15 protein-coding genes are annotated in these 20,409 nt (G+C 70.4%); 12 read left to right on the top strand and 3 right to left on the bottom strand.

The features are described from left to right. Nucleotides 1-161: 161 nt before the first annotated feature. The gene (locus BN4251_RS16000) at nucleotides 162-1,121 is read right to left on the bottom strand and encodes a sugar-binding transcriptional regulator (RefSeq protein ID WP_087486430.1); all 960 of its coding nucleotides are present in this window, start codon (nucleotides 1,119-1,121) and stop codon (nucleotides 162-164) included. 119 nt (nucleotides 1,122-1,240) lie between these two features. Here BN4251_RS16000 and BN4251_RS15995 point away from each other — a divergent pair, with 119 nt between their 5' ends. The 4 genes from BN4251_RS15995 to putP all read left to right on the top strand — a co-directional run bounded on the left by BN4251_RS15995 (nucleotide 1,241) and on the right by putP (nucleotide 7,568). Beyond that, nucleotides 1,241-2,983 carry a glycerol-3-phosphate dehydrogenase/oxidase gene (locus BN4251_RS15995; protein ID WP_087486001.1) on the top strand — a complete coding sequence of 581 codons (1,743 nt, stop codon included), beginning with the start codon at nucleotides 1,241-1,243 and terminating at the stop codon, nucleotides 2,981-2,983. A 244-nt stretch (nucleotides 2,984-3,227) separates the two neighbouring features. Continuing rightward, nucleotides 3,228-3,959, top strand: a complete 732-nt coding sequence (locus tag BN4251_RS15990) for an MIP/aquaporin family protein (RefSeq protein ID WP_087486000.1) — start codon at nucleotides 3,228-3,230, stop codon at nucleotides 3,957-3,959. A gap of 81 nt (nucleotides 3,960-4,040) precedes the next feature. Next, the gene (gene glpK, locus BN4251_RS15985; protein ID WP_087485999.1) at nucleotides 4,041-5,585 is read left to right on the top strand and encodes a glycerol kinase GlpK; all 1,545 of its coding nucleotides are present in this window, start codon (nucleotides 4,041-4,043) and stop codon (nucleotides 5,583-5,585) included. Between the two features lie 423 nt (nucleotides 5,586-6,008). Further along, nucleotides 6,009-7,568 (top strand): sodium/proline symporter PutP, encoded by a 1,560-nt coding sequence (gene putP / locus BN4251_RS15980; protein ID WP_087485998.1) that lies wholly within the window; start codon nucleotides 6,009-6,011, stop codon nucleotides 7,566-7,568. A 79-nt stretch (nucleotides 7,569-7,647) separates the two neighbouring features. On the opposite strand, the gene BN4251_RS15975 is transcribed toward putP, so the two are convergent. Continuing rightward, a complete protein-coding gene (locus tag BN4251_RS15975; RefSeq protein ID WP_087485997.1) occupies nucleotides 7,648-8,547 on the bottom strand; it encodes an SMP-30/gluconolactonase/LRE family protein in 900 nt (299 codons plus the stop codon). Nucleotides 8,548-8,801: 254 nt separating this feature from the next. Here BN4251_RS15975 and BN4251_RS15970 point away from each other — a divergent pair, with 254 nt between their 5' ends. The 3 genes from BN4251_RS15970 to BN4251_RS15960 are packed head-to-tail and all read left to right on the top strand — an operon-like array spanning nucleotide 8,802 to nucleotide 12,009. Next, nucleotides 8,802-9,743, top strand: a complete 942-nt coding sequence (locus BN4251_RS15970) for a carbohydrate ABC transporter permease (protein ID WP_087485996.1) — start codon at nucleotides 8,802-8,804, stop codon at nucleotides 9,741-9,743. After that, entirely contained in the window at nucleotides 9,740-10,615 is an 876-nt protein-coding gene (locus BN4251_RS15965; protein ID WP_087485995.1) for a carbohydrate ABC transporter permease, read from the top strand. The genes BN4251_RS15970 and BN4251_RS15965 overlap by 4 nt, the downstream gene beginning before the upstream one ends. Nucleotides 10,616-10,653: 38 nt before the next feature. Then, the gene (locus BN4251_RS15960) at nucleotides 10,654-12,009 is read left to right on the top strand and encodes an ABC transporter substrate-binding protein (RefSeq protein WP_087485994.1); all 1,356 of its coding nucleotides are present in this window, start codon (nucleotides 10,654-10,656) and stop codon (nucleotides 12,007-12,009) included. 86 nt (nucleotides 12,010-12,095) lie between these two features. Here BN4251_RS15960 and BN4251_RS15955 read toward each other — a convergent pair whose 3' ends face one another. Continuing rightward, nucleotides 12,096-13,613, bottom strand: coding sequence for an FGGY-family carbohydrate kinase (locus tag BN4251_RS15955; protein WP_087485993.1), 1,518 nt, complete (start codon nucleotides 13,611-13,613; stop codon nucleotides 12,096-12,098). A gap of 269 nt (nucleotides 13,614-13,882) precedes the next feature. On the opposite strand from BN4251_RS15955, the gene BN4251_RS15950 reads away from it, so the two are divergent. The 5 genes from BN4251_RS15950 (at nucleotide 13,883) to BN4251_RS15930 (ending at nucleotide 20,324) form a co-directional block, all read left to right on the top strand. Continuing rightward, entirely contained in the window at nucleotides 13,883-14,890 is a 1,008-nt protein-coding gene (locus BN4251_RS15950) for a sugar-binding transcriptional regulator (RefSeq protein ID WP_087485992.1), read from the top strand. Nucleotides 14,891-15,194: 304 nt separating this feature from the next. Continuing rightward, on the top strand, nucleotides 15,195-16,283 hold the full coding sequence (locus tag BN4251_RS15945) for a zinc-binding dehydrogenase (RefSeq protein ID WP_087485991.1): 1,089 nt from the start codon (nucleotides 15,195-15,197) through the stop codon (nucleotides 16,281-16,283). An 80-nt stretch (nucleotides 16,284-16,363) separates the two neighbouring features. Then, entirely contained in the window at nucleotides 16,364-17,716 is a 1,353-nt protein-coding gene (locus BN4251_RS15940; RefSeq protein ID WP_087485990.1) for an RbtT/DalT/CsbX family MFS transporter, read from the top strand. Between the two features lie 72 nt (nucleotides 17,717-17,788). Continuing rightward, the gene (locus BN4251_RS15935) at nucleotides 17,789-18,574 is read left to right on the top strand and encodes a glucose 1-dehydrogenase (RefSeq protein ID WP_087485989.1); all 786 of its coding nucleotides are present in this window, start codon (nucleotides 17,789-17,791) and stop codon (nucleotides 18,572-18,574) included. A 34-nt stretch (nucleotides 18,575-18,608) separates the two neighbouring features. Continuing rightward, on the top strand, nucleotides 18,609-20,324 hold the full coding sequence (locus BN4251_RS15930; RefSeq protein WP_087485988.1) for a dihydroxyacetone kinase family protein: 1,716 nt from the start codon (nucleotides 18,609-18,611) through the stop codon (nucleotides 20,322-20,324). Nucleotides 20,325-20,409 lie beyond the last annotated feature (85 nt).

The following is a 20,409-nucleotide window of genomic DNA, read 5'->3' as shown; positions in this document are numbered from 1 at the left end:
TTGGCGATGAAACTGCGGCCGGCCGTCATGGCTCCGCTAACAACAGCCTGCTGCCGAACCGGAAATGGGCCGAAAGTGGTTCGCCCGTGGGCTGTTGTGGGGGAGCGGAGGGGGGTGGTTCGCCAGTGGGCTGTTGGCGGGATGGAGGCCCGCGCCGCGGGTCAGCGGAGCGCTAGCAGGTGCGCGGCGGTGACCTCGTCGAGCACCACGTCGGTCGCGACCCCCGCCCGCAGCGCTGCGCGCAGGGGCAGCGCCTTGCGGGAGCCTGAGACCACCAGCAGGCGGCGCGGGATCCGAGCCAGCCGGTCCGGTCCGGTCCCGGAGCCGCGCTGATTCATCGCGATGTCGCGGAAGGTGCCGTCCGCGCGCAGGAACACGGTGCACACATCGCCCACAGCACCGTCGGCGCGCAGGGAGTGGAGGTCCTCGGCGGTGAGGTAGTTGTGGGTGTAGACGTGACTGGGCACCTCGGCGTCGAAGGCGCCCACGCTGAACACGGCCACGGTGGCCTGGCGCTGCACCTCGAGCACGCGCTGCACGGAGCGCTCGCGCCACATGGCCTCCCGCGTGGCGGGGTAGTCGAAGAAGGCCGGCACCGGGAACTGGTGCACGGTCGCGTCCCAGCGGGTCGCGGCGCGGGCGAGCACGGTGGCGATGTAGGACAGGCCCGAGCCCTCGACGTTGATGGCGCCGTTGAGCTGCACCACCCGCAGTCCGGGCACGGGGCGGGTGCGCACCTTCCCCAGCAGCGCCGCGAGGGTGGTGCCCCAGGCCACGCCGAGGGTGGTGCCGGGCTCGAGCATCTCGTCGAGCAGGGCCGCGCCGGTCTCGGTGACGGTGTGGAGCCGCTCGCGCTCGTCGGCGTAGGGCTCGGTGGGCACCACGTGCACCTGGACCCCGTACTGGCGGGCGATGCGTCGGCTGAGGTCCTCGAGGCGGTGCGCCTCGGGCGGCCGCAGCGTGATCTGGACCAGGCCGGCCTCACGGGCGTCGCGGAGCATGCGGGAGACGGTCGAGCGGGAGACGGACAGCGTGCTCGCGATGGCTTCCATCGTCTGGCTCTCGTCGTAGTACATCCGTGCAGCGGTGAAGACGGTTTCCAGGCGGCTGTCGGGGTTCACCACCCCAGTCTTGCACGTTTGTGCACCGGGCTTGCGCTCCACTGCACGGAGGTTCCACGATGGCGGCGACAGGGCGCGCTTGCGGCGTGCCCGCCGACGTCGCCGCGAAGGAGCATCCTGTGTCCGATCAGCACCGGTCCGCACTCACCCCCGCAGGTCGGGCGGAGCATCTGGCACGCCTCCGCGCCGCGACCGCAGAGGCGCCGCTGGACGTCCTGGTCGTCGGCGGCGGTGTCAACGGCGCCGGCGCCGCGTTCGACGCGTCCACCCGCGGCCTCTCGGTCGGCCTGGTGGAGTCCCACGACTGGGCCTCCGGCACCTCCTCACGCTCCTCGAAGCTGATGCACGGCGGACTGCGCTACCTGCAGATGCTCGACTTCAAGCTCGTGGCCGAGGCGCTGCGCGAGCGCGACCTGCTGATCGAGCACACAGCCCCACATCTGGTGAAGCCGATCAAGTTCGTCTTCCCCTTCTTCAAGAAGGTCATCGACCGCGGCTTCATCGGCTCCGGCGTGATGCTCTACGACGCGATGCAGTCCATCGGCCGCAAGCGCGCCGTCCCCTTCCACCGCCACCTCCTGCACGGCAAGATGCTCGAGGTCTTCCCCGGCCTGGATGGCGAGAAGGCCGTGGGCGCGCTCGAGTACTACGACGCGCAGATGGACGACGCCCGCTTCGTGATGATGCTGGTGCGCTCGGCCGCACAGCACGACGCCGCGGTCGCCAACTACACCACCGTGATCGACTACCTCCACGAGGGGACCCGCGTCATCGGCGCCCGGGTGCGTGATGAGGAGACCGGCGAGGAGTTCGACGTCCACGCCCGCGACACCATCCTCGCCGGCGGTGTCTGGACCCAGGACCAGCAGGAGCTCGCCGGGGCCGAGGCCGGCCTCGAGGTGCTCGCCTCCAAGGGCATCCACATCACCATCGCCCGCGACCGCATCCCTGCGGTGCCGGACACCGGCATCATCACCCAGACCGAGAAGTCGGTGCTGTTCATCATCCCGTGGGACGAGTACTGGGTCATCGGCACCACCGACACCCCGTGGACCCAGGACCCTCGCGACGTGGGCGCGACCAGCGACGACATCGACTACGTGCTCGAGCACGCCAACGCCGTGCTGAAGGACGACCTCACCCGTGAGGACGTCATCGGCGTCTACTCGGGCCTGCGCCCGCTGCTGCAGCCGGTGAAGAAGAGCTCCGGAGGCGGTTCGGCGAAGGTCTCCCGCGAGCACACCGTGATGGAGGTCGAGCCGGGGCTGTCCGCGATCGCGGGCGGCAAGTACACCACGTACCGCGTGATGGCCGAGGACGTCGTCGACTTCGCGATCCGGGACACCCAGGCCGGTCGCCCCAGCCTGACCCGCTCGATCCCCGTGATCGGCGCCCAGGGCTTCGAGGCGCTCGTGCGCGACAAGCACGAGATCGGCCGACGCTACGGCTTCGACGAGATCCGCATCGACCGGCTGCTGTTCCGCTACGGCACGCTGCTGACCGACGTGCTCGCCCTGATCGACGAGGACCCCTCGCTCGGCACGCCCCTCGAGCACGCCCCCCGCTACCTGCGCGCCGAGGTGCTCTACGCGGTCCGCGCCGAGGGCGCCCGCCACCTCGCCGACATCCTCCAGCGCCGCACCCGCCTGGACTACGAGACCCGCGACCGCGGCGTCGACGCGGCCGAGGAGGTCGCCGCGCTCGTCGGACCCGAGCTCGGCTGGGGCGAGGCCGAGCGCGCCCGCGAGGTGGAGACCTACCGAGACTTCATCGCCGCTCGCCTTGACGGCGAGCGCACCACCAGCGATGAGCAGGCTGCTGCCCGCCTCGCCGACGCCCCGGAGGTGCCCACCCGACGATGACCGACCTGTGCCCGGTGACGAGAACCGGGCACGGCGAGGGTGCGCATCGTGCGCACCCCGGCAGGGCTCTGCGGAGCACCTGCACCAGCTGTTCCGGGCCTCGATCGACGCCCCCGCCATCGGAGGCGCGGGGCCTGCTCCCTCCATGCATGCACCCATCGCCGTGCCGCATCCTGGAGGGGGTCCGAGGCTGGCAGGAGCCTGATCGCGGTTCGCACCGACGCGGACCGCTGAGGAGAGAAACATGGAAGCACTCGGAACCATCCTGCTGTCCGAGATCGCGGGCACCGCGATGCTCACCCTCCTGGGTGGTGGCGTCGTCGCCAATGTGGTCCTGGGCAAGACCAAGGGGAACAGCGGCGGCTGGCTGCTGATCAACTTCGGCTGGGGCCTCGCGGTCTTCGCCGGCGTGTGGGTCGCGTACAAGACCGGCGCGCACCTGAACCCTGCCGTGACGATCGGCCTGCTCTCGAGCGGCGCCGCCGAGTACGGCCCGGGGATCCCGGTGAACGTCGGGACCACGCTCGTCTACTTCATCGCCGAGACCATCGGCGCCTTCCTCGGCGCGGTCCTCGCCTGGCTCGCGTACAAGAACCACTACGACCAGGAGACCGACCCCGGCGCGATCCTGGGCACCTTCTCGACCGGTCCGGAGATCCGCTCCAAGGGCTGGAACCTGGTCACCGAGATCATTGCGACCTTCGTGCTGGTGTTCGTGATCATCATGTTCGGCAACACGCCGCACGACCTCGGACCCCTCGCGGTCGCGCTGCTGGTGGTCGCGATCGGTGCGTCCCTCGGCGGGCCGACGGGATACGCCATCAACCCGGCTCGTGACCTCGGACCCCGTCTCGCCCACGCGATCCTGCCGATCAAGAACAAGGGCGGCTCCGACTGGGGATACTCGTGGGTGCCGATCATCGGTCCCATGATCGGTGGCGTCCTCGCCGGCGTCGCCTCGATCCTCTACTTCTGATCGATCGCTTCTGAACGACCCTGCGGCGCCGCGACCTGCGGCCGCCGCGACCTACCACTCATCCTTGACGAAGGAGTTCCGATGAACGACCAGACCATGTACATCATGTCGATCGACCAGGGCACCACCTCCACCCGCGCGATCATCTTCGACCACGCCGGGCAGATCGTCTCGACCGGCCAGAAGGAGCACGAGCAGATCTTCCCGAAGTCCGGCTGGGTCGAGCACGACCCGATCGAGATCTGGAAGAACACCCGCTCGGTGGTGGGCGAGGCCCTCACCGGTGCCGACATCAACCGCCATCAGCTGGCCGCCGTCGGCATCACCAACCAGCGAGAGACCGCGGTGGTGTGGGACAAGGCCACCGGTGAGCCGGTCTACAACGCGATCGTCTGGCAGGACACCCGCACCCAGCGCATCTGCGACGAGCTCGCCGGTGACGAGGGCGCGGACAAGTACAAGGAGCGCGTGGGCCTCCCGCTGGCGACCTACTTCTCCGGCCCGAAGATCAAGTGGATCCTCGACAACGTCGAGGGTGCCCGGGAGAAGGCCGAGGCCGGGGAGCTGCTGTTCGGCAACACCGACTCCTGGCTGGTGTGGAACCTGACCGGCGGCGTCAACGGCGGCGTGCACGTCACCGACGTCACCAACGCCTCCCGCACCATGTTGATGAACATCGACACCCTCGACTGGAACGAGGACATCGCCAAGGACATGGGCATTCCGCTGTCCATGCTCCCGGAGATCCGCTCCTCCTCCGAGGAGTACGCCAGGGGTCGCAAGAACGACCTGCTGATCGACACGCCCATCGCGGGCATCCTCGGCGACCAGCAGGCCGCGACCTTCGGCCAGGCCTGCTTCGAGGTGGGTCAGGCGAAGAACACCTACGGCACCGGCAACTTCATGCTGATCAACACCGGCGAGGACCTGGTGCGCTCCGAGAACGGGCTGCTGACCACCGTCGCCTACAAGATCGGCGAGAACAAGCCGGTCTACGCCCTCGAGGGCTCGATCGCGGTGACCGGCTCGCTCGTGCAGTGGGTGCGCGACAACCTGGGCCTCATCAAGGACGCCCCCGAGATCGAGGACCTCGCCAAGGAGGTCGACGACAACGGCGGCCTGTTCGTCGTCCCGGCCTTCTCGGGACTGTTCGCCCCGCACTGGCGCTCCGACGCCCGTGGCGCGATGGTGGGCATGACCCGCTTCCACACCAAGAACCACATCGCGCGGGCCGCGCTCGAGGCCACGGCCTTCCAGTCCCGCGAGGTGCTGGACGCGATGGTCGCCGACGCCGAGAGCGAGGGCGTCGAGCTCTCCGAGCTCAAGGTCGACGGCGGCATGGTCAAGAACGAGACCCTGATGCAGTTCCAGGCCGACATCCTCGGAGTGCCCGTGGTGCGCCCGCAGGTCATCGAGACCACCGCGCTGGGCGCCGCCTACGCGGCCGGCATCGCAGTGGGCTTCTGGGACGGCGAGCAGGACGTCATCGACAACTGGGCCGAGGACAAGCGCTGGGAGCCCCAGATGGACGAGGAGACCCGCGAGCGCTACCTCCGCCTGTGGAAGAAGGCCGTCGAGCGCACCCTCGACTGGGTCGACGAGGACACCGAGGCGCTCTACAGCTGAGGCGCAGCTGCAGTAATCAGCCGCCCGGCCGGCTGATCTCTGCAGGTCACAGCCCTGCGTGCGCGGTCACCCCCTGCGGGGACCGGGTGCGCAGGGCTGCGGCGCGTGTCCGGAACGTCCGGGTGACTCGTCGGTAGCCGCGGCCGGATGTGAGAGTCTGGGCCGTGAGGTGGCTCACCCCCGTGGGCAACTGCTTCTAGGACCCGGTTCACAGTGCAGTGGCCAGCGCAGTCGTCGCCATCCGGGCGGCGAACAGCCCCGGAGCGCTCCACCTCGGCCGGTCGCGGCGAGTACGGTCGAAGGTCCCATCACCGACCCAGGCGCCGCGCGGCGCTCCGTCGCCGCGCCGTGAGGTGCGGCGCGGACGCACCGGGCAGCCGCCCCGACCCGTCCCCTTCCTCACCCCGCGATAGGAGTCCTCCCATGAGTCTCGTCTTCTACATCGTCGCGCTCATCGTGTACTTCGGCGCGATGATCGGCATCGGCCTGCACGCCTTCAAGAAGACCACCGGGGGTGAGGACTACATGCTCGGCGGGCGCCAGCTGCACCCCTTCGTCGCGGCGCTCTCCGCCGGCGCCTCCGACATGTCCGGCTGGCTGCTGATGGGCCTGCCCGGCGCGCTCTACATGGGCGGCCTGGTCGAGGCGTGGATGGCCATCGGCCTGATCATCGGTGCCGGGCTGAACTGGATCTTCGTCGCCCCGAGGCTGCGGCAGTACACGCAGATCGCCGGCAACGCGATCACCGTGCCGAGCTTCTTCGGCAACCGCCTGCACGACCGCACCAACATCCTGCGCATCGCCGCAGGCCTGATCATCCTGGTCTTCTTCACCTTCTACGTCTCCTCCGGCATGGTCGCCGGCGGCGTGTTCTTCCAGTCGATGTTCGGCGGCCCCTACCTCACCGGCATGCTGCTGGTGGGCGGCGTGACCATCCTCTACACCCTCTTCGGCGGGTTCCTCGGCGCGAGCTACACCGACGTCGTCCAAGGCCTGATCATGCTGGTCTCCCTGCTGATCGTGCCGCTCGTGGCGATGTTCGCGGTGGGCGGCCCCGCGCAGATGTTCGAGTCCGTGCGCGAGGTCAATGCCGACTTCGGCTCCCTGACCTCCGGCGGCACCGCCATCGGCATCATCTCCGCCGCGGCCTGGGGGCTCGGCTACTTCGGCCAGCCCCACATCATCGTGCGCTTCATGGCGCTGCGCTCCTCGCGCGATGCCAAGTACGGCACCGTCGTGGGCATGACCTGGATGATCCTGTGCGTGGTCGGGGCGGTGTTCACCGCGCTCGCGGGCCTCGCCTACTTCCAGCAGAACCAGGACGCGGTGCTCACCGACTCCACCAACGGCGAGTCGGTCTTCCTGGACCTCTCCCAGCTGCTGTTCCACCCGATGATCGCCGGCGTGCTGCTGGCCGCGGTGCTCGCCGCGATCATGTCCACCATCTCCTCGCAGCTGATCGTCACCAGCTCCGCGCTGATCGAGGACATCGTCGGCGGCTTCGGCGCGAAGCTCACCGAGGTGGGCAAGCTCTGGGGCGGCCGCATCGGCGTGCTCGTGGTCTCGATCATCTCGCTGCTGCTGGCGCTGGACCCGAACAGCTCGGTGCTCGCGCTGGTGGGCTTCGCCTGGGCCGGCTTCGGTGCGGCCTTCGGCCCGATCGTGCTGCTCTCGCTGTTCTGGCGCCGCCTGACGATGGCCGGTGCGGCCGTGGGCATGGTCTCCGGCGCTGTCGTCTCCTTCATCTGGGGCCAGTCCTGGGGCGCAGAGGGTCAGCCGCTCGACGTCATCCTGGGCCTGTTCGGCGAGGACCACCTCTACGAGATCATCCCGGGCTTCCTGGTCTGCCTCGTGCTCGCGGTGGCGGTCAGCCTGGTCACCCCGCAGCCGCCCGCGAAGGCGATGCAGGAGTTCGAGGACACCGCCGAGTCTGTCGCCACCGGAGAGGCCCGCGACCGCAGCGCGGAGGCCCCCACGAGCTGATCCGGCACGACGCCGACGAGGCACGGGCCGCGGCGCGCTGCGCAGGCAGCATGCCGCGGCCCGTCGCCGCCGCGGCCGCTCAGCCGCCGAAGAGCAGCTCCGCTCGCGGCCCGCTGACTCCGGGCCGCACCGCGAACAGCGAACCGGCCGACGGGTCCTCCCCGTCGGCGAGGTTCTCGCGGCTGGTGGTGATGAACAGGGTCGAACGGTCCTCCCCGCCGAAGGTGCAGGCGGTGACCTGGCGGGCATCCACCGCGATCCGCTCGATGACCGCGCCGCGCGCATCCAACCCGAGCACCTGGTGTCCCGAGTGCATCGCGACCCACACGTTCCCCTCCGCATCCAGGCACAGTCCGTCGGGGTGACCGTCCTCGTCGGCGAGGTCGGCGAAGGGGCGGCGGCCGACGAGCCCGTCGGCGTCGGACCAGTCGAAGACGTCCACCCTCCCGGTGGGGGTGTCGACGTAGTAGGCGCGCGTGCCGTCGGCGCTGAAGGCGAGCCCGTTGGAGATCGTGAGGTCACCGAACTCGCGGGTGGTGCTGCCGTCGGGATGCAGGCGCCACATCGAGGCGGCGCCCTGCGGTGCCCCGTAGCCCATCGTGCCGCACAGGAACGAGCCGTCGGGGGCGATCGCGCCCTCGTTCATCCGCACGTCCTCGTCCCACAGGGGCGGCAGCGGATCGATCGTGCCGTCGGCGTCCTCGAGCGCGAAGCCCTTCTCGAGCGCGAGCACGGCACCTCCGCTCGAGGCGGGGCGCACGCACGCCACCACGGAGCTCGGGGTGGGCAGACGGGTCGCGGCGCCGCCGGGGCCGTCCGTCACCGCAGGTCCGCGTAGCGCGCTCGCGGCGCCCGCGGCGTCAAGGTGCATGATGTCCCCGGCGAGCATGTCCACCCAGCGCAGCCCGCCCCAGGTGTCGGACCAGCACGGCCCCTCGGCGTGACCGCAGATCGAGTCGGTGATGCGTTCGGCGTGCATGGGGGCCTCCGGTGCGGGTGCGGGTGCGGGTGACGGCCGACAGCAGAGCGTCGACGAGGCCACCGTACGCGCCGCACCTCGTCCGGGCGCCTCGACGGATGTTTCCACAGGTCGCAACGTCAGTGACGGTGCCGGGACGCGGGCAGGACGAACTTCCGAAGTCAGCCTCGGGAACGCTGCTGCGCGACTAAAATCGGGCGAGCCGGGGGATGAGCTCTCCGGCCGCATGTCCCTCCTGACCGAACGGGCTTTCCATGACCGATGTCCGGCCACTCCGCGACGCTGGCGCGGCCCCACCGGTGCGCAGGCGCCGCCGGATGACCCGGCGCGCGCGCCGGGATGCACTCGTGTTCCTCGCCTTCGCGGCACCGAACCTGGTGCTGATCGCGATGTTCACCTACCGTCCGCTGTTCCTGAACATCCAGTACTCGATGCTCGACTGGACGCTCGGGGCGAGCACCGCGACCTTCATCGGCCTGGACAACTACATCGAGTTCTTCAGCTCCGACGCTGGCCTGACCAGCCTGCGCATCACCGCGGTCTTCACCCTGCTCACCGTGGGCGGGTCGATGGTGCTGGGCCTGCTGATCGCGCTCGCGCTGAACGTGAACATCCCCGGCCGCACGCTCGCGCGCTCCGCGGTGTTCGCCCCCTATGTGCTCTCCGGCGTCGGGGTGGGCCTGGTGTGGCTGTTCATCTTCGACCCCAACTTCGGGGTCCTCGCCTGGATCCTGCGCCAGATGGGCCTGGGCAGCCCGCAGTGGTTCCTGGACCCGCAGATGTCGCTGGTCATGGTGATCATCGTGTACGTCTGGAAGAACCTCGGCTACTGCGCGATCGTCTACCTGGGCGGACTGCAGTCCCTCTCCCAGGACATCATGCAGGCCGCGCAGCTGGACGGCGCGGGAGCCGTGCGCCGCTTCTTCAGCATCTCGCTGCCGCTGCTGTCCCCCACCACGTTCTTCCTGCTGATCACCACCACGCTGAACAGCCTCCAGGCCTTCGACCTGCTGCGGATCATGACCCCCACGGGGCGCGGCACCAACACCATGATCTTCGAGTCCTACCTGCAGGCCTTCGGCGGATACTCGCGCGCCGGGTACTCGGCCACGATCTCGGTGCTGCTGTTCGTGATCCTCATCGTGATGACGGTCGCGCAGATCCTCTTCGTCGAGAGGAAGGTGCACTACTCGTGAGCACCCCCGCGCCCCGCCGCCACAACGGACCCTTCTCCCGCCAGAACCTCTGGGCCACGCTCACCGGCGGCTACCTGCCGCTGCTGATCGCGACGCTCGTGATGGTGCTGCCGCTGCTGTGGATGATGATCAGCTCCTTCAAGGCACCGCAGGAGATCCTCTCCACCGACCTCGTGGTGCTGCCGGAGAACCCCTCGCTCGCCAACTACGAGGCGGCCTGGAACTCGGTGCCGATCCCGAGGTTCTTCCTGAACTCGGTGATCGTCACCGCGATCGGTGCGAGCATCAAGGTGCTGCTGGCGATCTTCACCGCCTACGCGCTGGTGTTCGTGCGCTTCCCCTTCAAGCGCGTGATCTTCGTGCTGATCCTGGTGGCGCTGATGGTGCCGCCGCAGGTCTCGATCCTGCCCAACTACGTGCTGATCGCCGGCCTCGGCGGCGTGAACACCTATTGGGGGATCATCCTGCCGGGCCTGGGCACCGCCTTCGGCACCTTCCTGCTGCGCCAGTACTTCCTCACGGTGCCCACCACCATCCTCGAGGCCGCCGAGCTCGACGGCGCCGGGCACCTGCGCACCCTGTTCTCGGTGGTGGTGCCGATCGCGGTCCCCACTGTCGCGACGGTCGCCCTGGTCACCATCGTGACCGAGTGGAACGACTACATCTGGCCCCTGATCATCACCTCGGAGGCCAGCCGCATGACCCTTCCGGTGGGGCTCACGGCGCTGAGCAACTCCGAGGGCAACACCGGCGCCGGCTGGGGCATCCTCATGGCCGGCACCGTCCTGGTGATCCTCCCCGTCCTGATCGTCTTCGCGATGCTGCAGCGTCACATCGTCTCCGGCCTGACCCAGGGCAGCGTGACCGGCTGACGCGACCGCGTCCGCCCCACCCCGAAAGGAACAGCTCCATGACCAGCTCCCTCCACCTTCCACGAGGCTTCAGCCGCCGCTCCCTGCTGGGCCTCGGCGTCGCCGGCGCCGGCGCGCTCGGCCTCGCCGCCTGCGGTGGCGGCCCCACCGTCGGCGGTGACGACGGCGGCGCAGGCGGCACCGAGGAGCTCGACCTCGACTTCGAGGGCGTCGAGCCCGCCACCTCGATCGACTTCTGGACCAACCATCCCGGCGGCTCCCAGCAGGTCGAGACCGAGCTGCTGGCCGCGTTCACCGAGGAGACTGGCATCGAGGTCAACCTCGTGACCGCCGGCTCGAACTACGAGGAGATCGCCCAGCGCTTCCAGACCGCGCAGGCCGCGAACTCGGGCCTGCCGGCCGCCGTGGTGCTCTCGGACGTGTGGTGGTTCCGCTACTTCATCAACGGCAACATCATCCCGATCGACAACCTGGTCGATCAGCTCGGGATCGATCTGTCCGACTACCGCGACTCGCTGGTCCAGGACTACCAGTACGACGGCCAGCAGTGGGCCCTGCCCTACGGCCGCTCGACGCCGCTGTTCTACTACAACAAGGACCACTTCGCCGAGGCCGGGCTGCCCGATCGCGCCCCCGAGACCTGGGCCGAGTTCGAGGAGTGGGCCCCGCAGCTCACCCAGGGCGAGACCGCCTACATGTACCCGGACCTCGCCGGCTACGCGGGCTGGACCCTCCAGAACGTGCTGTGGGGCCAGGGCGCCGCGTGGTCCGACGAATGGGAGATCACCTGCAACTCGCCCGAGGCCGTCGAGGCCCTGCAGTGGGTGCAGGACTCCGTGTTCTCGGGCGGCTGGGCGCAGGTCTCCTCGGGCGACTCCGCGGACACCTTCGCTGCGGGAGTGTGCTCGTCGACGATCGCCTCGACCGGCTCGCTGGTGGGCGTGCTCGAGTCCGCCTCCTTCGACGTGGGCGTCGGCTTCCTGCCCGGCGGCTCGGTGGACGGCCCCGTCTGCCCCACCGGCGGCGCGGGCCTCGGCATCCCTGCCGCGGTCAGCAAGGAGGAGCAGCTGGCCGGTGCGATGCTGATCGAGTTCATGGGTCGCCCCGAGAGCACTGTTGCGTTCTCCGCCGCGACCGGCTACATGCCGGTCCGCAAGAGCGCGGATCTCACCGAGCTCACTGCTGAGACCCCGCAGATCCAGACCGCGGTGGACCAGCTCGACGTCACCAAGCCCCAGGACTTCGCGCGCGTGTTCCTGCCCGGCGCGGACCAGGAGATGGCCGAGGCGATCGCCTCGATCGTCACCGAGGAGGGCGACGTCCAGGCGGCGATGGACGGCCTCAAGGAGACCCTCGAGGGCATCTACACCAAGGAGATCGAGCCCAAGCTCTGAGGCTCGGTCGGCGGGGGGGGGGCGGGGGGGCCCGGGCCCCCCCCCCNNNNGCCCCCGCCCCCCCCCCGCCGTGCGTCAGGGGAGCCTCACGAGCGCTGCAGCCGCGCCAGGGCGTGGGTGATCTCGCTCGTGGCCGGGTAGAGCTCGCGGTACAGGGCGTAGAGCTCGTCGTAGCGCTCGCGATGCGCCGGATCGGGCTCGCAACGGTGATCGGCGCGGTTCCAGGACGAGGTGTCGGTGCCGTGGGCGAGGCGCGCGGCGAGCATCGCCCCGCCGTAGGAGGCGCCGACGGTGCGCACCGGGATCTGCTGGGTCAGGCCTGTGACGTCGGAGACGATCTGCGGCCACAGGTCGTGCTGCGCTCCGCCGCCCACGGCCATCACGGTCGAGAGCGGCAGGCCCGCGGCCTCGAGCGTCTCCAAGTGGTGGCGCACGCCGTAGGCCGCCGCCTCGAGGGCGGCGCGGTAGAGGTCGCCGCGGGTGTGGGACAGGGTCAGCCCCGCGATCACGCCGCGCGCCGAGGCGTCGGCGATGGGGGAGCGCTCGCCGGAGAAGTAGGGGAGCATCACCAGGCCGTTCGCGCCCGGAGGGCTCTGCGTCGCCTCCTCCAGCAGGGCGGTGAAGTCGACCTCGCCGGTCAGGTCCCGCAGCCAGCCGGTGATCGCGCCGGAGGCGGCCATGCCGCCGGCGAGCGTGAAGGAGCCGGGGACGATGCCGGAGGTGGGCCACATGGTGCGGCTGACGATCGGCTCCTCTGTGGTGGCCACCAGGAAGGTGGTGGTGCCGTACATGAGCATCAGGTCGCCCGGCCGGGTGGCGTCGGCGCTGACCGCCTCGGCCCAGGCGTCGATGGTCCCGCTGATCACGGGGATCCCCGTGCGCAGGCCCGGCACCTGCGCGGTGACCTCGGGCTCGACGCCGCCTGCGGCCTCGCCGGCCCAGCGCAGCTGCGGCAGCTCGAGGCCCGGGGCGATCTGCTGGGACCATTCCAGGCCCGGTCCGTCGTGCGTGGCGGTGGGGGAGTGCCAGCGCTGCTCGCGCAGGCAGTACAGGGGCGCGGTCTGGCTCGCGCTGACGTGGTCCATCACGTATTCGCCGGTGAGGCGGTGGGCGAGATAGGACGCCGGCATGAACAGGCGGCGGGCCCGGGCGTACACCTCCGGCTCGTGCTCGGCCACCCAGGCGATCTTCGGGCCCGCGGACTGCGAGGTCAGCACCGCTCCGCAGTGCGCGACGATCTCCTCCTGGCCCAGCACATGGGTGAGCCGACGGATCTGCTCCTCGGCGCGGGTGTCCACGCCGTAGAGGATCGCCGGGCGCACGGGGGTGCCGTGCTCGTCGGTGAGCACCACGCAGGGACCCATCCCGGAGACCCCGATCGCGGTGACCTCGGCGTCCCCCGCGGCGGTGAGCTCGCGCGCGATCGAGACGAACTCGTCCCACCACACCTCGGCGTCCATCTCGACCTGGCCGGGGGCGGGGCGCTGCACGGCGTGCTCGCGCACGGCGCTGCGCAGGATCGTCCCGTCCAGCGCCACCAGCACGCCCTTCGTGCTGGAGGTGCCGACGTCGACCCCCAGGACCGCGCTCGTCCGAGCCGTCATGCCTCGCCTCTTCTCCGTCTCCGATGCGCCTCGCCCGTCGGCGCCTGCAGGGGCGCCGGGACAGCACCGATACATCCTGCCATCGGTGCCCGCCGGGTGCTCGCGCTTCGCGCGACCTGGCCGTTCAGGTTGCAGAATCGACAAGTGTGCGGAACAATTGTTCCTGCGTGGCGACGTCGGCACTGCGCAGCCTCCGGGCGGCTGCGGTGCGAGATCGCCCCGCCTCCGCGCCATGATCGTGGCGGGGGCCGAGAGGAGGGGAGAACGCCGTGCTCGAGACGTCGATGGACATGCATCTGCTGCACCGCGCCGCCTCCGCCTACTACACCGATGGGCAGCGCCAGGCGCAGATCGCCGAGCAGCTGGGCGTCTCCCGCCCCTCCGTGAGCAAGCTCCTCGCCGAGGCGCGGCGCATCGGCATGGTGCGCTTCGAGGTGCTCGATGTGCCCACCGTCGACCTCGATGTGCTCACCGCGCAGCTGCAGGACCTGCTGGGCATCGAGTCGGTGCGCATCGCTCCCGGTGACCAGGTGCAGCGCGAGTACCGCGGTCTCGGCGGACTGCTCGCCGAGGAGCTGCAGGGGCTCGAGATCCGAGCGGGCGAGGCCGTGCTGCTGGCCTCGGGCAAGACGGTCCACTCCGTCGCCTCGATGGGCGGGATGCCGCGCCTGCCCGGCGCCCTGATCGTCCCCACCGGCGGCGGCCAGCAGGAGCCGGAGCCGTCCTTCCAGACCAACGAGATCGTGCGCCAGTTCGCCGATCGCACGGGCGCCGAGCCTCGCTTCCTCTTCGCTCCCGCGCAGACCAGCCCCTCCCTGTGGGCGTCCCTGCAGGCGGATCCCGGGTTCCGCTCGGTGGTGGATCTGTGGGACGGGGCGCGCGCGGCGGTGGTGGGCATCGGCGGTCCCTACGACGGCCGCACCAGCCTGACCTCCGTGGTGCCCCGTGAGGCCCCCGCCCTCGAGGGCGCCGCCGGGGACATCTGCCTGCACTTCTTCGACGACGAGGGCGCGATGCGTACCTTCCCCGGCTCCGAGTTCCTGGTGCGCCTGCCGCTCGAGATGCTGCGGGCGATCCCCACCTCGATCGCCGTCGCGGCGGGGCGCGAGAAGGCGCGCTCCATCCGCGCCGGTGCCAAGGCGGGGCTGTTCACCTCGCTGATCACGGATGTGCCCACGGCCCAGGCCGTGCTCGCCGGCGCCGAGGGCGCTGGCGCCGCCGCTGGGTCGGGGGCTGATACCGGCGCCGAGGCGAGCCCCGCGACCCCCTCCCGCTGAGCGAACTCAGCGGTCGGCGTTGCGGCGCCGTCTCATGGGGCGGCCGCTGAGACCGACCTCACCGAGCGCGGAACTCCCGCGATCCCACCTGCGTCGATGCCGCACCGCGGCACGCCGACCCCTCGCGCGCACCCCGTCGGAACATTTGTGCTTGACGAATGTTCGGCGACATGCCTAGAGTCACTCCCGTGAGAGGACGGCCCGTGCAGGGCGCCGAGCGATCGCGAGGGCGATCAGGTGCCGCCGCCGCGCCGATCCACCCGGCCGGGGCAGTCCCGGAACGTATCGAAGGAGATGTGTCGAGATGACCGAGATCCCGCAGACCATGCAGGCCGTCGTCATGCATGCGCCCGAGGACTACCGCCTCGAGGAGCGCCCCGTGCCCACCCCCGCCGCCGACGAGCTGCTGATCCAGGTCGAGGCCACCGGCGTGTGCGCGAGCGACCTCAAGGCCTACGCCGGCGCCGCCAAGTTCTGGGGCGACGAGAACCGTGAGCGCTGGGTCGAGCCCGGCATCATCCCCGGCCACGAGATCACCGGCACCGTCGTCAAGGGCTCGGAGGAGGCACTGGCCCACCACGGCGTCGGGATCGGCGACCGCATCGTGGTCGAGCAGATCGTGCCCTGCGGCGAGTGCATGTACTGCCAGCGCGGCTGGTACTGGATGTGCGACCCCCACGACATGTTCGGCTTCAAGCACTACAACGGCGGCATGGCCGAGTACATGATCGTGCCGAAGCTCTCCCGCGCGCACCGCATCTCCAAGGACATCAAGCCCCAGCACGCCGCCTACGCGGAGCCGCTGTCCTGCTCGATGCACGCCGTCGAGCGCGCCGAGCTGCAGTTCGACGATGTGGTCGTCATCGCCGGAGCCGGCCCGATCGGCCTCGGCGCGATCATCGGCGCCTCCCACAAGAACCCCAAGCTCGTCATCGCCCTCGACTTCGACGACGCCAAGCTCGAGCTGGCCAAGAAGTGCGGCGCGGACCTCACGCTGAACCCCTCCAAGGTCGACATCTACGAGGAGATCCGCGGTCTGACCGGTGGTTACGGCGCCGACGTCTACATCGAGTGCACCGGCCACCCCAGCGCTGTGCCGCAGGGCCTGAACCTGCTGCGCAAGCTCGGCCGCTTCGTCGAGTACTCCGTGTTCAAGGAGAACGTCTCGGTGGACTGGTCGATCATCTCCGATGACAAGGAGCTCGACGTGCGCGGCGCCCACCTGGGCCCCCACACCTGGCCCGCCGCCATCAAGATCATCGAGAAGGGCGACCTGCCGCTCGACGAGATCTGCACCCACCAGTTCGGCCTCGCGGACTTCCAGAAGGCTCTGGACTCCGTGGCCGACTCCGCCGGAGCCTCCGTCAAGGTCTCCATCGTCCCCGGACTCTGATCCCCCTCGAGACGGCCGACGCCGCCCCGCGCCGTCGGCCGTCTCGTGCCGTCCACCCTCCCGCACACAGGAGTGCCCGCATGAGTTCCGCATCCTCCACCACCGCCGACAGCGCCACAGTCCCCGCGCCCGGTTCCTCCCAGGAGACCCTCCTGGACCGCCTCGGGATCCCCCACGTGCTGCGCTGGGGCTTCCTCGGCGTGCTCGTCTTCATGACCGGCAACGGCGTGGAGACCAACTTCGTCTCCCCGCACATGGCCGAGGTGTTCGGCGGCGGCGACGAGATGATCAACCTCGCCGCCACCGTCATCACCTTCTACTCCCTGGCCACGCTGATCGGCTCCTACCTGGCGGGCGCGCTGTCCGACCTCTGGGGCCCGCGCAAGGTGATGCTGCTGGGCGTCGCCGTGTGGGTGGTCTTCCAGGCGGCCTTCGTCGGCGCGCTGGCCACCGAGTCCGTCGCGCTGATCTTCGCGACCTACATGTTCCGGGGCTTCGGCTTCCCGCTGTTCGCCTTCGCGTTCCTGGTGTGGGTCAACGCCGTGGCGCCGAAGGAGCGCGCCGGTGCGGCCGTGGGCTGGTTCTACGTCATGTTCACCGGCGGCATGCCCACCGTCGGCTCGCTGGTCGCGATCGGCCTGATCCCCGCCTTCGGCGGCGGTCTCTTCGGCGAGCGCTGGGCCATGGTCGCCTCGACCGCGATCGTGGTGGCGGGCTTCCTGATCGCTTACCTCGGCGTGCGCGAGGAGCACGGCGATCGCCGCCTCGCCCCCGAGGGGGAGAGCAGCCGCGACGTGATCCTCTCCGGCGTGGTGCTCTCGCTGAAGAACAAGAAGGTCATGATGGGCTTCCTGACCCGTCTGATCAACACCGCCCCGCAGTTCGGCATGTTCATCATCCTGCCCACCGTGATCGCCGAGACCCTCGGCTGGGGCCAGTCCCGCTGGCTGCTGATGACCTCGGTCATCTTCGCCGGCAACATCCTGTTCAACGCCGCCTTCGGCGCCCTCGGCGACCGCATCGGCTGGACCACCACCGTGCGCTGGTTCGGCATCGTCGGCTCCGCGATCGGTCTGCTGCTGTGGTGGTACGTGCCGCACTGGGTCCCCGCCGGCTCCGACTGGGGCTTCGTGGTCTCCGTGATCGCCGGAACGGTCTTCGGCATCCTGCTGGCGGGCTTCGTGCCGCTCGGCGCGATCATGCCCGCGCTCGCCCCGGCGCACAAGGGCGCCGCGATGGCCATGTACACCACCGCCGCCGGCGGTGCGACGTTCCTGGGCTCCGCCGTCGTCGCCGCCGTGCGCCCCTGGGGTGGGAACGTGGGTGTGGTCTGGGCCTTCGTGATCCTGTACGCCCTCGCGTTCCTCATGACCTTCGCCCTGAAGGTCGAGCAGCCCCGACTCGGCAAGAAGGACATCGTCGTCGAGTCCTGAGCGATTCCCCCGGGGCCGACGCTTCCGTCGGCCCCGGGCCTCTTCTCGTCCCCCTCACCGAAGGAGCCAGTCATGGCACAGAGCATCTCGCCCCTGTTCGACCTCACCGGTCGCACCGCCCTGGTCACCGGCGGCGCCAAGGGCCTCGGCCTCGCGATGGCCCGCGGCCTCGCCGAGCACGGCGCCCCGATCGTCCTCGCCGACATCGACGACGAGACCGGCCGGCAGGCCGCCGAGCAGCTCGCCGCCGACACCGGTGTCACCGTCGCTTACCGCCACCTCGACGTCACCGACCAGCAGCAGGTCGAGAAGGTCGTGGCCGAGATCGACGAGGAGTTCGGCGGCATCGAGATCCTGCTGAACAACGCTGGTCGGACCATTCACCACCCCCTCGAGGACGGCGACGCCGAGAAGTGGCGCGCGGTGATGACCCTCAACCTCGACGGCGTCTACCACGTGCTTTCCGCCGTGGGCCGCCGGATGCTCGAGCGCGGCCGCGGCAGCATCATCAACACCGGCTCGATGAGCGGGATCATCGCCAACGTCCCGCAGACCCAGGCCTCCTACAATGCGTCCAAGGCCGCAGTCCACAACCTCACCCGCAGCGCCGCGCTCGAGTGGGCGGACCGCGGGGTGCGCGTGAACGCCATCGCCCCCGGCTACATGCGCACCGAGCTGACCCGCGGGTTCTACGAGGCCGGAGGCGCCCAGATCGACCAGTGGAACCTGATGACCCCGATGGGCCGACCGGGCGAGCCCGAGGAGCTCGCCGGCGCCGCGGTGTACCTCGCCGCCGACGCCAGCAGCTTCGTGACCGGCTCGATCCTGTCCATCGACGGCGGATACACCGCCGCCTGACCGTCCTCGTCCCGACGCCTGAGAAGAGAGAGCCGTGACCTACCTGTTCGACGACCCGAAGACCTTCCCCGCCGATGCCGTGGAGGGACTGGTGGCGGCCCATCCCGAGGAGCTGCTGCGCGTGCACGGCGGAGTGGTGCGCAAGCAGGCCACCCCCGCCGGGCAGCCCGCCCTCGTGGTGGGCGGCGGCTCGGGCCACTACCCGGCCTTCGCCGGCTGGGTGGGCCCCGGCTTCGCGCACGGCGCGCCCTGCGGCAACGTCTTCTCCTCCCCGTCGGCCGACCAGGTGTACTCCGTGGCCCGCAACGCCGAGAACGGCGGCGGCGTGATCCTCGGCTTCGGCCACTACGCGGGCGATGTGCTCCACTTCGGCGTGGCCGCCGAGAAGCTGCGCGCCGAGGGCATCGACGTGCGCATCATCGCGGTCAGCGATGACGTCGCCTCCGGGCAGACGGGCGAGCACCGCGACCGGCGCGGCATCGCCGGCGACCTGCCCGTGTTCAAGATCGCCGGCGCCGCGATCCAGGCCGGCGCCTCCCTCGACGAGGCCGAGCGCATCGCCTGGAAGGCCAACGACGCCACCCGCACCCTCGGCGTCGCCTTCGACGGCTGCACCCTGCCCGGCGCCGACGACGCCCTCTTCCACGTCCCCGAGGGGAAGATGGCCATCGGCCTGGGCATCCACGGCGAGCCCGGCATCGACGAGCAGCCGATGCCCTCGGCGAAGGAGCTCGCGAAGATCCTGGTCGACGGCGTGCTGAAGGAGACCCCCGAGCTCACCTCCGACCGCGTCGCCGTGGTGCTGAACGGCCTGGGCACCGTGAAGTACGAGGAGATGTTCGTGGTGTGGAAGCACGCCTCGCAGCTCCTCGAGCAGGCGGGCCTGACGATCGTGCGCCCCGAGGTGGGCGAGCACGTGACCAGCCTCGACATGGCGGGCCTGTCTCTGACCGTGGTGCGGCTGGACGAGGAGCTCGAGCAGCACTGGCTCGCTCCCGCCGACTCCCCGGCCTTCCGCCGCGGCGGCTCCGTGCATGGCGACCTCGGTGAGGAGCGCGGCGAGATCTACACCCCCGGCGAGGACCCGATCCCCGCCGCCAGCTCGGATTCCCAGGAGTCCGCCGAGCGCATCGCCGGCCTGCTCGGCGACATCGAGGCGCTGCTGATCGAGCTCGAGCCCGAGCTGGGCCGGCTCGACGCGATCGCGGGCGACGGCGACCACGGCCAGGGCATGGTGCTCGGCGCGACCGCCGCGAGCGCCGCGGCACGACGCACCGTCGAGGGCGGCTGCGGCGCCCGCACCGTCCTGGTCCAGGCCGGTGCGGCCTGGTCCGCCGAGGCGGGCGGCACCTCCGGCGCGCTCTGGGGCGCGGCGCTGACCAGCCTCGGCAGCGCCTTCAGCGATGACCAGGCGGTCACCGCCGAGCAGCTGCTGACCGGGCTGGTGCAGGCGGTCGAGGCCGTCGAGCGCCTGGGCGGTGCGCAGGTGGGCGACAAGACCATGGTCGACGCCGCCGTGCCCTTCCGCGAGGCGATCTCGCTGGCCCGCTCAGACTCCGAGGAGGCCCGTGCCCAGGTGATCGTCGCCGCAGCGGCGCGCGCCACCGAGGCCGCGGCCGCCACCGCCGACATCTCCGCGAGCATGGGCCGCGCCCGCAACCACGGCGACAAGTCCGTGGGCACCCCGGACCCGGGCGCGATCTCCTTCTCGCGGATCGTCACCCTGCTGGGCGAGAAGCTCTCGGACTGAGGGGCGAGCGAGAGGCCTCTCAGGCCCGCTCCGAGTCCGGAGCATCACGAGACCACCGAATCACCATCGAACGAAGGAGCACCGA

The organism is Brachybacterium massiliense (genome assembly GCF_900184245.1).
GTDB lineage: Bacteria > Actinomycetota > Actinomycetes > Actinomycetales > Dermabacteraceae > Brachybacterium > Brachybacterium massiliense.
This window is presented reverse-complemented; position numbering and strand designations above follow the sequence as displayed.